A 13,957-nucleotide genomic window follows, 5' to 3' on the forward strand; every position below is an offset into this window, starting at 1 on the left:
TGCATACCTGTCTCGTGTTGCGCTTCAGCCTGCGGATACGCCCGCCTTTGCCCGGCTTATTCCGAGAGCCAAAATGCGATGCAGCAGGTCCGGGTAGTCGAGTCCATCATGCTGAGCCGCCGTAGCGAACTCCTGGCTTTTCGCGATTTCGGGGTTGGGGTTCGCTTCAATGAAATACGGAGTGCCATCGGCTGCGAGGCGAAAGTCGATGCGCGCGTATCCATCAAGCCCCAGTGTTCGATAAATGCGTTTCGCTATTCGCTGAATACCGGCGGATACGTCCGGCGAAAGGTTGTTGGCGGGACCATCTGCAATTCCAACACGTTCCTGATAACTGGTATCGTGTTTGACTTTTTCAGTGGCTATGTGCCGTGCCCCGTGACCGCCCATGCTGCCAAATTTCAATTCCCAAACCGGCAGAACTCGCAGCCGATTGTTGCCGAGCACGCCGACATAGAGCTCGCGTCCCTCGATATACTGCTCGGCGATGGCAGCAGTCCCGATCCGCTCGTGGATGAAGGCGACTCGCTCTGCGAGCTTCTCGTCCGTATCGACGATGGATGCCTGCGAGATACCCAGGGATCCATCCTGGTTCAGGCTCTTGACGATGAGCGGCAGCGCGAGACGCGCTGGCCGTTTGACCTTGCGGCGCATCGGGAACACGGCGAAGGCCGGCACCGGGATCCGGCGATGGTGCACCAATGTCTTGGACAGATCCTTGCCGCGCGCCAGGATCAGGCCGCGCGGGTTACACCCGGTATATGGGATCTTCATCAGCTCCAGATAGCTTGCGATGTGCTGGTCATACACGACCTCGTTATGAAATTCCTCCAGCAGTGTGAATACCACGTGCGGCTTGAAACCATCGATCTCGTCGCGCACCGGCTTGATTTCCTCCTGCACGCCGAGCGGGCGAACGTCATGGCCGGCCGCGCGCAAGGTGCTCACGACGTCGTATTCTGTTTTCCATTCGTTGATTTGCCGCGCGGTGTATCCGTCGGTCGACTCCGGGGGAACGAAGTCTGGATGCATGAGCACTAGAACGCGAAGGCGTCTCATAGCGCGATCCATTTTCGCCGCGACGGGCCGAACAGCGCGTGCATGGTCTTGGCAGTCACCAGGACGGTGAAGTTGATCAGAAGCTTCTGTTCAGGGCCGGTCGCGCGCAGGTCGAGTTCGCGGCAGCGGGAGATCATGTCGTCAAGCACAGCATCAAGCGTAAGCTGGTTCTCGCCCGTCCACCGCGCAACCAGCTGCCTGATCTGGGCGCGGTGCCGCCTGATGAAGGCCGAAGCCGGTTGCGCCCGTCGATGCCGTGGATCGGCGGAAAAGAGCCGGGAAAGGTCGCGGTCGTAGGTCTTCGGTGGCTTGAAGGCGTAGAACGCCTGCTTTTTTTGATAGTGGTCGCCAAGCGTCTGGCCGAGCTCATGCAGCGGATCGACACGCTCCCGCGTCGTGACCAGCGGCCGCTTTCCGGCGATTTCGTTCATCAGTTCGTCGACATATTCGAGCTTCTTCAGCGCTGGCCAACCGGCATAGCGCGTCCGCCAGTTTGAACGCGGCCGCAGCCACACCGCGAAGGTTTCGGCGAAATCCTCATCCGGATGGCTCTGCGCGTACCAAAGCCGAAGATGCTGAACATAACTCCGGCTGGCCGGATTGGGCCGGTAGTAGCGCGGGTAGTGTTTCGAGGACGGGCCGAACAGCTGCTGCCAACGCCGGCGGCGTTGCAGCTGGTAGCCGTGCTGCACGGCATGGCCCGCCTCATGACGGAGAATGGCCATGCACTCTGTCCATGTGCCGCCCTCGACGTCGAGCATCATTTTCTTCTCGATCTTCATCAGCCGGGGGTGGGTGAGATAGAACGGGATGGCAATGCCGGGTACATTTGCCGGACTAAACCATTCGCTCGATATCCATGCGTGTGGCCGCAGCCGGATGCCCCGCCCTTCGAGCTCTTCATATAGAGCGTTGAGACAATCCTCGAGCCAAGTGTCTTCGACCGCAACCCTCAGACTGCTGAGGCGTTGCGTGAGCAACTGCTCATCCGACAGCTTTTCCCAAGCATATTTCCGGCGTGGCATAGGTACCTGGAAGGCATAACAACTAGGTACTGAGATGGTGTCATAGGACGCTGCCGGCAACAACCGCCCAGCCTTCGCGGCGTGCCGTTGTTCGGCGGCCCGTTCAGTCACCAACGCCCAACTGCTACGGCTCCATGAGTACACACTGTGGTTTGCGTCTCGGGCAGCTTTGACTTTGAACCAACTGCGGCCGCAAAAATGAAACCGCCGCCGCGCTCACCGACGCAGCAACCACACGCAAAAGTAGTCCATCTCATATATTCAATCTATTGTAATCAAGATATTGATATATAGAGACAATTTTGCGCGTCGCAGCAGGGCTGTCCTGCCAAAACATGACATGCAGGTGTCGCTCAAAGGGTGTATCATTTCATCCTTACAATCGGTTGGGGGAGGTCATGCAGAACAATGATCGCTTGTTTGCTGCGATCGCGGTGCTGTCGAGCATTGGCTCGGCAGTGCTCATTGCATTCGTGGTGTTCTCGTTCTGAGCGGCTCGACGAGCTACCACCCGCGCGGCGCGCAGGCGCGAGCGCCCATGCGTTCTTTCGCTGTGTCTGGTCCAAGTGGCGTGATCAACCCATCTCCGCGATGCGCCGCGCATAGAGCCGGCGCAGCGGCTCCAGTTGGGTCGCGGCGGTTGCCGCCAGATACGCTTCGCGCGCGGCGTCATGGCGACCGAGACGGCGCAAGAGATCGGCGCGGACGGCGGGCAGCAATTCGTAACCCTTGAGGCTGCCGCGCGCTTCCAGCGCATCGATCAGGTCGAGCGCGCGCGCCGGACCGTCGACCATCGATACCGCCGCGGCGTGGTTCAACTCGATCACCGGTGACGGGCTGATGCGAAGCAGCACTTCATAGAGACCGGCGATCTGCGGCCAGTCGGTGTCCTTATAGCTCGGCGCACGGGCATGCAGCGCCGCGATCGCGGCCTGCACGGCGTAGGATTGCGGCCGGCCAGGCATGCGCAGCGCTTCCTCCACCAATCGCAAGCCTTCGGCGATCTGGCGATAGTCCCACAGCGAGCGGTCCTGCTCCTCCAACAGCACGATGTCGCCGCCTGCGGTCTTCCGGCCGGCGCGGCGGGCGTCGTGCAGCAGCATCAATGCCAGCAGCCCCTTGATCTCGCCGCGGGCGGGCATCAGCGCATCGATCAGCCGCGCCAGCCGGATCGCCTCGCGCGCCAGATCCGGGTGCATCAGATCCTCGCCGGAGGTCGCTGCATAGCCTTCGGTGAAGACGAGATAGATCACCGCGAGCACACCGCGGAGCCTGGGCTCCAGCGCCTCGCGCTCCGGCACTTCATAGGGAATGCCGGCGAGGCGAATCTTCTGCTTCGCGCGCAGCAGCCGCTGCGCCATCGCATCCTCGCTCACGAGAAAGGCGCGCGCGACCTGGGCCGCGCTGAGGCCGCAAACCGTGCGCAGCGTCAGCGCGACCTGCACCTCGTCGGCAAAGGACGGATGACAGCAGGTGAAGATCAACCGCAGCATGTCGTCGTCGAGCGTGGCATCGGCGATCTCGCATGGCGCAGACGCGTTGAGCAGGAGTTCGTGCGTCAGTTCCTGCTGCTTGCCGCGGAACACGGCATTGCGGCGAATGCGATCGATCGCCTTGTTGCGGCCGACATTGACGAGCCACGCCCGCGGGTTTTGCGGCAATTCGCCCGCATACCAGCGCTCCAGCGCCACCGCGAACGCATCCTGCAGCGCGTCCTCCGCCAGATCGAAATCGCCGACGAGGCGGATCAGCGTCGCCAGCGCCCGGCTCGCCTCGTCGCGGAAGATCTTTTCGATCTGGGATGGAGTCATGCGGTGACGCCGTTACCCCGGAGTGGCGGCGCTAGGCCATCACTTATCATACACCCAGATCGGTCGCACCTCGATCGCCCCGTATCTTGCGCCGGGAATGCGGGCTGCGATCGCCAGCGCCGTGTCGAGATCCTTGGCCTCGATCAGATAGTAGCCACCAAGCTGCTCGCGGGTTTCCGCGAACGGGCCGTCCGTCGTCAGCGTCTTGCCGTCGCGAATGCGCACGGTGGTCGCGGTGGTTACCGGCTGCAGCCGGTCGCCGGCCTTGAAGTTGCCGCTCTGGATAATGGACTGGGTGAACGCGCCATATTCCTCCATCACCTTCTGGCTCGTTGCCGCGTCGAGCTTGGCGTACTCGACCTCGTTCTGATAGATCATCAGCAAATATTGCATCTTGAACACTCCTCTTGATCGGCTGGATCGCCGACACCCAGTCGAGCGGGCGGCACGCAAAACGACATCTTCAGGATAATTTATTCGGCGAGGTTCCGCAGGCCGCTTTCGCCTTGACCTTGCGGCCGCAAACCCCCATGCCTATGGGCGTCAGTCGGCCGGACGGCCGCTCCCGCAAGCGCCGAAAGGCCGCGGGGGAGGAAAGTCCGGGCTCCATCGACATGCGGTGCCGGATAACGTCCGGCGGGGGCAACCCCAGGGAAAGTGCCACAGAGAACGAACCGCCCGCCTTCGCCCTTCGGGGCTTCGGCGCGGCAAGGGTGAAAAGGTGCGGTAAGAGCGCACCGCGTTTCCGGCAACGGAGACGGCATGGCAAACCCCACCGGGAGCAAAACCGAATAGGGACGGCAACGCGGATTGTTCGCGAAAGCGATAACACCGCAGGGCGATGTCAGGCCCGCCGTCCGGGTAGGTTGCTCGAGGCCGTCTGCAAAGGCGGTCCCAGAGGAATGGCCGTCACGTACCATTCGCGAGAATGGTGCCCTACAGAACCCGGCTTACAGGCCGGCTGATGTCCTAAAGCGTTTTCAAGCGAAGTGGATTTCCGGTTCGCGTGAAGAAAACGCGTCTTGATGGACCAAATGGGGGGTTCGGCGCAAACACGCCGGACCCCTCGCCATTTGCTGGCAGCTTCACTTTGATCTTCATTCCGGGGCGCACCGAAGATGCGAACCCGAAATCCGGAGAATGTGTCGCGAGATTCCGGGTTTGCGCTGTCGCGCGCCCCGGAATGACGTTGTCATGCAACGATCTTCCGCAGCAACGCCATCAGCGCCTCCGGCGCCGTGACGTTGGGCGAATGGCTGGCATCAATCTCATAGTAGCGCCATGCTGGATCGTCCTTAGCGCGTCTTGCGAATTGTCCGAACGTGTCGCCCGGCGGAATGCGCGTGCAATAGATGTAGCTGCGCGGCAGTTCCAGCTCGCCGTGCTGTAGCTTGAGCGCCGTCTCAGCGCATTTGATCGGCATGTCGACGCGAAGCGCGTTCAACCATTCGAGGTCCGCCGGCGAGGTGTCCGGCGACGTCGGGTTCGGCGGCATGCGCCAGCCGCCGGAGCTCGCCAGTTCGCGCACGCGCGCCCGCAGCGGTTCGTTGAGGTCGACCAGTGATTGTCCGTCGGCGGGCACGAAGGCGTCGAGATAGATCAGCTGCGAGACGCGATCACGCGCCCGATCAGCGACACCGGTTGCGACCATGCCTCCGTAACTATGCCCGAGCAGCACGAAATCGCGCAGGTCCTCGTACTTGATGACATTCAGCACGTCCTGAATATGCGTCTCGAGATCGATTGACGGGTTCGCCAGATGCGCCCGCTCGCCAAGCCCGGTGTAGGTCGGCGTGATCAGCCGATGGCCGGCGGCCTGCATCAGGGGGTGCATCTTCTTCCACGCCCATCCGGCCGACCAGGCGCCATGGCAGACGAGAAAGGTCTTTGCAGAGTTTGAAGCCATCGAAGCGTTCCCCGCGATTGTCGTTGAAACAGCCGATTGCGATAGTATCTGCCGGGCTCCTCGTGTAAACGCACGACCGATCACAATGAGAACAAGACGATGATGGGCGGATTCGCCATCGCGCTGCTGCTTGTTGGCGCGTTCGCCGGGGGCTTCGTATCCGGCCTTGCTGGCTTCGGCACTGCCCTGATGGCCCTGGGAATCTGGCTTTACGTAGCGCCGCCTGCCGTTGCCGTGCCTTTGGTCCTGATCTGCTCGGTCGTCGGCCAGGTCTCAACCCTGCCATCGATCTGGCGCTCGATCGATTTCAGGGTGGTCTGGCCGTTCGTGCTCGGCGGGCTTGCCGGGGTGCCGCTCGGCACGCGGCTGATCGCGCATGCCGATCCCGACACCTTCAAGCTAACCATCGGTGTATTGCTGCTGGTGTTTCCCGCCGCGCTTTATTTTCAACGCAGGCCGATGGCGATCAAGTTCGGCGGCAAGCCGTTCGACGGCGCGATCGGATTTGCCGGCGGCATCCTCGGCGGCCTGGCCGGCCTTTCCGGCCCGCTGCCGATTCTCTGGGCCAGCGTGCGCGGCTGGAACAAGGAGCAGCGGCGCGGAATTTTCCAGACCTTCAACTTCACGGTGCTGGCGACGGCGCTCTTGCTGCAGGCCTTCGCGGGCTTCGTCACCAGGGAAGTGCTCGGGCTCGCTGTCGTGACCTTTCCTGCGACGGTGGCCGGCGCCTGGCTTGGCGCGCGAACCTATCATGCGCTGAACGACCGGAATTTCACAAACATCGTGCTCGGGCTGCTGTTTCTGTCCGGCATCGGACTGGTGTGCAGCGGAATTGCTCCGAGATAGCGCGCGCATGGCTGCCATATGCACCGAGTAGATTGCTGTACGCGGGAGAGCAAAGCCGGTAACCACCTAGCTCATGTCCTCGTCCTCCTCGCGCGAACGTCTTGGCCTGTTGCTGGGCTTCATCGGCATGGCGATCTTCGGCGGCACGCTGCCGGCGACGCGGCTTGCTGTTGGGGAAATTGATCCGATTGCGCTGACCGCGATCCGCACGGCAATCGCCGGCCTATGCTCGCTCGCGCTCCTGATCGTGTTGCGCCGGCCGCTGCCGCGGAGGGCGCTGTGGCCGCAGCTTGTGCTGGTCATGCTGTGCGTCGCCATCCTGTTTCCGCTGCTGATGGCCGAGGGTATGCAGCGCGTTGACGCCTCCCATGGCGGCGTCGTGCTCGGCGTGCTGCCGATCGCGACCGCGCTGGTGGCGGTGGCCATCACCCACGAGCGGCCGCGGCCCTTGTTCTGGGTCGCTGCGGTCGCAGGCGCAGTGCTGGTGATCGCCTTTGCGCTGCGCGGTGGCGGCGGCACGCTGTCGACGGGCGACCTCTTCCTGTTCGCGTCGGTTGCGGTCGCCGCGGTTGGCTATGCCTTCTCCGGGCGGCTCACCGCGGAGATGCCGGGCTGGGAGGTGATCAGCTGGGTGCTGGTGATTGCCTTGCCGTTCGCGCTGCCGGCGGCTGCGCTGACGATGCCGGCCGATCCGATGCACATCTCGCTGAAGCCGTGGCTCGGCCTGCTCTACGTCGCGCTATTCTCGCAATGGATCGGCTTCTTCGCCTGGAACGCCGGCATGGCGATGGGCGGGATCGCGCGGGTCTCGCAGATTCAGTTGCTGCAGCCCTTCGTCACCTTCGTGCTCGCCTCGCTCTTCAATGGCGAGACGATCACTTGGCAGGTCGTGCTGTTCGCTACCGCTGTCGTGGCGACGGTCGCGATCAGCGCGCGCACACGGGGCCGGAAGCCCGTCGTTCCAGAGCAACGCGCAGCGTTGCATCCGGAACCTCGTGACTCCGGACTCGCGCTGACGCGCGCGCCCGAATGAAGGCCGTTACTCCGCCGCGGCGACGCGGCTGAACTCGGTCGCCTGCCGCTCGAACAGGCTGCGATAGATGCCGCCCGGTCGCGCGGTCAGCGCGGCATGGGTGCCCTGCTCGACGATCTCGCCGCGATCGAACACAAGGATGCGATCCATGCCGCGCACCGTCGACAGCCGGTGCGCGATCACGATCGAGGTGCGGCCCTTCATCAGCCGTTCCATCGCCTCTTGGATCAGCGCCTCCGATTCCGAATCCAGGCTCGAGGTCGCTTCGTCCAGGATCAGGATCGGCGCATCGGCGAGAAACGCGCGCGCCAGCGCGACGCGCTGCCGCTCGCCGCCGGACAGTTTGATGCCGCGTTCGCCAACCAGCGTGCTGTAACCCTTCGGCAGCCGCATGATGAAGTCGTGCGCATTGGCAAGCCGCGCCGCCTGCTCGATCGCTGCCATGCTGGCGCCAGGCCGGCCATAGGCGATGTTCTCCGCCAGCGAGCGGTGGAACAGGATCGGCTCCTGCTGCACGATCGCGATCTGGCTGCGCAGCGATTGCTGCGTCGCCTTGGCGATATCCTGACCGTCGATCAGGATGCATCCGTCGGAGACGTCATAGAGCCGCTGCACCAGTTTCACGAACGTGGTCTTGCCCGAGCCGGACCTGCCGACCAGGCCGACACGCTCGCCGGCGCGGATATCGATCGACAGCGCATCATAGAGCGGCGTCCGGTGCCCGCCGTAGAGGAAGGTGACGTTGTCGAACGTGATCCTTCCGCCCTGGACGTCGATCGGCCTTGCGTCAGGCGCATCGACGATGCCGAGCGGCTCGCCATGGATGGTGACGAGTTCCTCCATGTCGTTCACGGAACGCTGCAGGTTGTTGATGTGCATGCCGACGTCGCGCAGATAAGCGTGGATGACGTAGTAGCTCGTCAGCACATAGGTGACGTCGCCCGGCGAGGCGCGGCCGGCAAGCCACAGCAGGATGGCGCCGCCGATCACGGACGCGCGGAAGCACAAGAGCACCGCGAGCTGCGCCATGTTGGTTGCGTTGTAGCGCAGCCAGGTGCGCAGCACCCGCCTGCGCCAGCGGGCGATGACGCCGGCGAGCCGTGTGTCCTCACGCGCCTCCGCGCCGAACGATTTCACCACCGCGTTGCAGGTGAGCGCGTCCGCCAGCGTGCCGCCGACCTTGGTGTCCCAGGCATTGGAGACGCGCGCAGCGGGGGCGATATAATTCATCGAGAGCACGATGGTCATCGCGACATAGATCACCGCGCCGACACCGATGACGGCGCCGAGCACGGGCCAGTGCAATCCGAGCAGGATCATCGACCCGACCAGCACCATCAACGATGGCAACAGCGCCATCAGGACGGTGTCGTTGAGCAGGTCGATCGCCCACATGCCGCGGGTGACCTTGCGCACGGTCGAACCGGCGAACGAATTGGCGTGCCAATCGGTCGAGAACCGCTGCACCCGCGCGAACGCGTCGCGCGCCACATCCGACATCGTCGTCAGCGTGAACGGCACGATCGCCTGCAGCCCGACAAACCGCAGGATGATCGACAATAGGCCAAGCGCGACGATGCCGCCGAACGCAACCATCGCGGCATGCCGCGCCGCCTGGTCGGACGTCCCCCGCGTCAGGGCGTCGACCAGATGGCCGGAGTAGACCGGCATGAAAAGGTCGGCGACGGTGGCGCCGAGAAAGCCGACCAATACGGTCGTGGCGCGGGTCGGCTGTTTCAGCCAGTGGCGGAAGGCAAACGGAATCACGACGCGGATCGCGGCGGGACGTTTGCTGGACGAAATGGTCATGGCGCAATCCGGCCACGCTCGCCGCGCAGGCCGGCTCCATCTGAAATGACGCGCGATGGCGCAAAAACGCGCGACGCAAACGTCGTTGAAAGGTCGGTAAAGTGTCGGAAGGCTTGGAGGACCGGGGCGTCAGACCCGGCCAAAACTGGCGGTCAACGGCGCGACCGCATACCCAGCACAAACATCGGACAGGGGCGCGCGATCTGCGAATAAGCCGAAATCATGCAAATCCTCCCCGGTTCGAGCGACGACGCGGTGCTTATAAATGCGTCAGGCGTGATTTGCAAGATGACAAAGCCGTGAGTGCAGCTTTTCGCGGCTAGAGCATTATCTGGAAAAGCGGATACCGGTTTCCCTCGCGACAAACGCGAAGCGTTTGCGCGGAGATCATGCTCAAACAAAAAGATAGAGCGGGACGATGATTCGAAGAAAAATCATCACGCTCCTAACCCTCACGTTAACGACCCCAAAACGTGCCATCGCTCCGTGCTTGGGTAAGGGGCGGTCTCTCAAGATGTTTGTCACTGCGGCTACACCTCGGCTTGTGGAGGCGCGGAGTGCTGAGCCTGCCAATCTTCGAGGCGCTGCATGCCAAACGTGAACACGTATCCAAAACTGCGCTGAGCCCAAGTTAGAGGCACCATGTGTTCGCTCGAAAGGTCGCGGCTCCTGGCTTCTTCGTTTTGAGCTTGCAGGTCGATAAGCCTTCGGACTGGTGGCTCGTCCTTTTCGATACGAAGGCGTTCTGCGCGGGCTTTCTTCAGGTTTGCCGGAATCGGCTCCCAAGCCGCAATCTTTGAACTCAGGTCAGTAAACCTTCGCGTCAAAGCTTCATGCGCCCGGGCCTTCCGATTGAACCGAAAGACGGAATCAAGCGCGGCCGCAGTGGCAACAATTGCTGTCAGGTACTTCGCTATCTCGGTCCCTTGAGCCAGCAGAACAAAGAAGCTGGCGGTGCCAGTCAAGGCAGTCGCCGCTCTGGTGAGATTGTAACACCAATCATAGAACGCCTGCATTTTGGCGTGATAGCGCCGGCAGCGCTCGACTGCAAAAGAGACGTCATAGTACCCGTCAGCGGACCAATCGCTCACTCATCGTCCTTTGGGCGGGGACGTGGACTGGGACGAGGAGGTTTATTCCAGTCCGTCGTTCGGATGTTGTTGCCCGATTCCTTTCGAATCCAGTCGTCCTGTGCTGGCCGGGGGCGCTCGTGTTGGGGTGAAGGTCGCGGCTGCGTCGGCCGAGACTTTCCCTGATCGGAATTGCGGTCCTTCGTCATTTCTTCTGCTTTTCAACCTTGCGGCGTGGTGGCTTCATCCAGTCGGTGGACCGTGCAGGTGCGCGGCGGGCCTTCTTTGCTTTCTTCGCCGTCCTTGCCGTCTTGGCCTTGGATACCTTTCTCACCCTCATCGTCGCTGCGTCCGCACTCATGAAATCAAGACTTATGCTGATGCAGCTGCTTCGAAGCTTCAAGTCTTAGTTGTAGGATGTTCCAAAGAAAACCGGAGAAATCAACCCCGGGTGCTTACGGAAGGGTGGCGCCGAATGATTTTTGGCCGATTCCGCGCGGTTGATCGAGCATTTGACCGCTCGCCGATACACGTTCCGACGAATCGCGAAATCGCACGGCCATAACTTGCGGAGCATGGCAAAGTTGGCGAGTAAGTACTATTGCAGTCCTCATTTGGGCCGGGAAAGATTTCGATGACTGAATTCGAGTTCAATAAACGCGCCGACTTCCAAAGAATGGTCGATACGCAGGCCGAGGAGACGCTAAATCTTGAATATAAGAGATCTCAGGCGCTCACCCGCAACAGAAAGGACGTATTCGAGCTTGTAAAGACGTATCCGCGATGGCCAATTCGGCTGGCGGTCAAATCATCTACGGCATTCGGGAAGACAACAAGGCCCGTATGCCGGCTGGAGTCGACGAGGGGGTTACGGATGACAAGATCACCAGAGAGTGGCTCATCCAGATTCTCAATTCACACATCCAGCCTCGTATAGACGGAATAACAGTCCAGCGTATTCCGCTGAGTGAAAAGGGATACGGCTTCGTCATCACGGTCGGTCCCACGTTCACCGGACCACACCAAGCGCCAGACAAGAAGTACTACAAGCGCTTTGAGCTACAGGCCGTCGCGATGGAGGACTATGAAATCCGGGACGTTATGCGGCGTTCAACGACGGCGATGCTGAACGTGGAAGTCGCCCTGGCTGGTGGCCGCAGACACGCCCTGAGAGTGTTACCAAACCACGAGGTATCAGAAGCATTTCAGATAATGTTCTCTGTCTCCAACCTATCTTCTGCTCCCGCTCTGTATGCTGCCTTGACAATCGGGCTCGATCTTCAGGTCGCTGTTGACGCTGCTTCGAGTGTCGAGGCAATTGGTCGCTTCGTTGACAAGGATGGCACGCATCTGCACTGGTATCAAAGACGGTTCGCTGCCCCAAAGGACCTTCCCATTTTCAAGGAAAGTTCGATTGGCCTGCCCGACGCAGTAATTTCGGTTCGCGTGGCCCCTCAGACATTCCGGCAATACACCATACGAACCATCATTGAGACTCCCGGGTTTTCAGCTCACGCCGACTGGACTCTTCAACAGTTTGCGGGGAACTTAGAAGTATATCGCGAAACTCCTTAGGATATTGGCAGTTCACTCCGATGGCACTCGACCGCTACCCTTTCGTGCTACACAGAGCACCAGTCGGGCGGCAAAACATCCGCCATCTGAAGTTTGGCGCTACCTCTCAGTTTCCGCCAGCGAGCGCCACGATTGCACTGCCTCTCGCGTATCTCGAACACATCGACAACCCGAACGGCGCGGGGGCCCTGAGGGGAAGGATGATCGCGCGGCCATGCTCAGGTGAAGTTCAACGTGGACTAGCGTGCGGCGTTGCTGCAGGATATCCGGGGCACGTGGTGCGGATACCCGTCTACTGGCAGACCCACTTCAATGGTCTGCGGAGCGTGCTTGAATCGGCGATATCGACGCCTCGCAATAGACAGGCAGGGCATGGTGCAGGTGTGGGACCTTCGCCCGATATACCCGATGAGCTTATTTCCTATGTTCTACATATGACCGCGGCAACGGTGCTCTTCCTCGCGGAGGCAGAGAAGCGATTGCAGTGAGGCATCTCCTGTTGCCCTCCCTTCATCATTTGGAATGATCCAGACATGCCGCGAGTACCTGCAGCTCTACTTGATGCTTCGTTCTATCTGTATCCCTCAGTTGAGGCAGCCAAGTCTGGCGGTCAAGCGGGAGGCACGGGTCTGTTCGTAAGTGTGCCCATTCCTGATTCGCCGGGTCGTTCCTACATGTACGCGGTAAGCAACGCGCACGTGGTCCACCAATCGGGCTGCTCTGTAATCAGGGTCAATACGTTGCTTGGCAGTACAGACGTCATCGATAAGGACCCGGCGGAATGGCATGCGCGTCCGGGCGACGATCTCGCGGTTTCACTGGTCCGGGTGAATCCGAATCTTCACAAGATCAGGTGCATAGACGAGAGTTGGTTTGTTCAGAAAAACAGCATCAGGGACGGTCTAATTGGCGTTGGAGACGGTATTTTCATGGTCGGTAGATTTATGAACCATGACGGTCTCTTGACCAACGTTCCCTCAGTTAGGTTCGGTCATCTAAGTATGGGGAGCTCTGGGAATCCAGCATCCTGCCGGCTACCAGCAGACAAGCTTCGCCGTCGAAATGCTTTCTCGCCCGGGCTATTCTGGTGCGCCAGTGTACATCTACCGCGATTCCTACAATCTGGAGACAGGGAACATCTCGATTGGAGGCTCCACCATCCGTCTCCTTGGTATCAACTGGGGTTTCATCACTGACAGGGCGGAGATCAGCGAGGAGACCACCATTGCGACCGGGATGGTTGAGGATGAAGCGCCGAATACCGTGAAGTATATACGCGTAAGCACGGGGATGAACGGCGTGGTCCCGGCGTGGCATCTGGCGAAATTGCTCAACAGCGGTCAGGTGAAAAGAGAGCGCGAGGCCGTTGCTGCTCAAGAGCGAGCGCTTGCTCCGACAAACCCAGCTTTCCCCTCTGTCCCCACTGTGTAACAGGACTGGTAAACATTTCTGCGCTCTGACAGAAATTCGTCGCCCGTGAAGAAGTCTGATTTCAGCTTGGGACGAGCTGAAATCGGAGGATGAGCCTGACCAGGATTTGGTGCAACAAAAGCTCCAGCCAGCGGATGAGACGGCGGAAGTTGTATCCGGCGGCGGCGAGGACGGCGTTGGCGGCGTCGCCCTTGCGGTACCAGAAGTAGTTGCGCCCCATGCGATGCTCGGATTTGAGATGGCCGATGACCGGCTCGACGGCCGAGCGCCGGCGCAGCTCGCGTTTGATCCTGGGCGTCACGCGCCGCTTCTGGCCTGAGATGAACACCCTGAACTTGTAATCGGGTGGCGCATTGTGACCTCGGTAGCCCTTGTCGGCGAGGATGCGCTCG

At 61.1% G+C, this 13,957-nt stretch carries 11 protein-coding genes, 1 other RNA gene and 1 pseudogene; 5 read left to right on the plus strand and 8 right to left on the minus strand.

The features are described 5' to 3' along the window. Positions 1 to 24: 24 nt before the first annotated feature. The 4 genes from K288_RS0102760 to K288_RS0102780 form a co-directional block, all read right to left on the minus strand. Entirely contained in the window at positions 25 to 1,059 is a 1,035-nt protein-coding gene (locus tag K288_RS0102760; protein WP_027578209.1) for an ATP-grasp domain-containing protein, read from the minus strand. Next, entirely contained in the window at positions 1,056 to 2,039 is a 984-nt protein-coding gene (locus tag K288_RS0102765; protein ID WP_244443043.1) for a putative zinc-binding metallopeptidase, read from the minus strand. The genes K288_RS0102760 and K288_RS0102765 overlap by 4 nt, the downstream gene beginning before the upstream one ends. Before the next feature lie 620 nt (positions 2,040 to 2,659). Continuing rightward, positions 2,660 to 3,895 carry an RNA polymerase sigma factor gene (locus tag K288_RS0102775; RefSeq protein ID WP_027578211.1) on the minus strand — a complete coding sequence of 412 codons (1,236 nt, stop codon included), beginning with the start codon at positions 3,893 to 3,895 and terminating at the stop codon, positions 2,660 to 2,662. Between the two features lie 39 nt (positions 3,896 to 3,934). Further along, positions 3,935 to 4,288 carry a YciI family protein gene (locus K288_RS0102780; RefSeq protein ID WP_027578212.1) on the minus strand — a complete coding sequence of 118 codons (354 nt, stop codon included), beginning with the start codon at positions 4,286 to 4,288 and terminating at the stop codon, positions 3,935 to 3,937. Positions 4,289 to 4,438: 150 nt separating this feature from the next. Here K288_RS0102780 and rnpB point away from each other — a divergent pair. Next, positions 4,439 to 4,864: RNase P RNA component class A (rnpB, locus tag K288_RS49380), an RNA gene on the plus strand. A 223-nt stretch (positions 4,865 to 5,087) separates the two neighbouring features. On the opposite strand, the gene K288_RS0102785 is transcribed toward rnpB, so the two are convergent. Continuing rightward, positions 5,088 to 5,801: an alpha/beta hydrolase gene (locus K288_RS0102785; RefSeq protein ID WP_027578213.1), complete on the minus strand. Its 714-nt coding sequence runs from the start codon at positions 5,799 to 5,801 to the stop codon at positions 5,088 to 5,090. 102 nt (positions 5,802 to 5,903) lie between these two features. Here K288_RS0102785 and K288_RS0102790 point away from each other — a divergent pair, with 102 nt between their 5' ends. After that, positions 5,904 to 6,647 carry a sulfite exporter TauE/SafE family protein gene (locus K288_RS0102790; RefSeq protein WP_027578214.1) on the plus strand — a complete coding sequence of 248 codons (744 nt, stop codon included), beginning with the start codon at positions 5,904 to 5,906 and terminating at the stop codon, positions 6,645 to 6,647. 73 nt (positions 6,648 to 6,720) lie between these two features. Continuing rightward, entirely contained in the window at positions 6,721 to 7,680 is a 960-nt protein-coding gene (locus K288_RS44440) for a DMT family transporter (RefSeq protein ID WP_064737289.1), read from the plus strand. Positions 7,681 to 7,686: 6 nt separating this feature from the next. On the opposite strand, the gene K288_RS0102800 is transcribed toward K288_RS44440, so the two are convergent. Further along, positions 7,687 to 9,489 (minus strand): ABC transporter ATP-binding protein, encoded by a 1,803-nt coding sequence (locus K288_RS0102800; RefSeq protein ID WP_027578215.1) that lies wholly within the window; start codon positions 9,487 to 9,489, stop codon positions 7,687 to 7,689. Positions 9,490 to 10,019: 530 nt separating this feature from the next. After that, on the minus strand, positions 10,020 to 10,580 hold the full coding sequence (locus K288_RS0102805; protein ID WP_152535354.1) for a hypothetical protein: 561 nt from the start codon (positions 10,578 to 10,580) through the stop codon (positions 10,020 to 10,022). Positions 10,581 to 11,315: 735 nt separating this feature from the next. Between K288_RS0102805 and K288_RS0102815 the strand changes: the two genes are divergently transcribed. Next, a complete protein-coding gene (locus K288_RS0102815) occupies positions 11,316 to 12,134 on the plus strand; it encodes an ATP-binding protein (protein ID WP_256378810.1) in 819 nt (272 codons plus the stop codon). A gap of 1,095 nt (positions 12,135 to 13,229) precedes the next feature. Beyond that, positions 13,230 to 13,565, plus strand: coding sequence for a hypothetical protein (locus K288_RS0102825; RefSeq protein WP_027578219.1), 336 nt, complete (start codon positions 13,230 to 13,232; stop codon positions 13,563 to 13,565). A 61-nt stretch (positions 13,566 to 13,626) separates the two neighbouring features. Here the strand turns inward: K288_RS0102825 and K288_RS0102830 are convergent. Next, positions 13,627 to 13,957 (minus strand): annotated as a pseudogene (locus tag K288_RS0102830) (IS5/IS1182 family transposase); the annotation flags it as partial.

Origin of the sequence: Bradyrhizobium sp. Ai1a-2 (assembly GCF_000426245.1) — a bacterium.
Classification (GTDB): Bacteria; Pseudomonadota; Alphaproteobacteria; order Rhizobiales; family Xanthobacteraceae; genus Bradyrhizobium.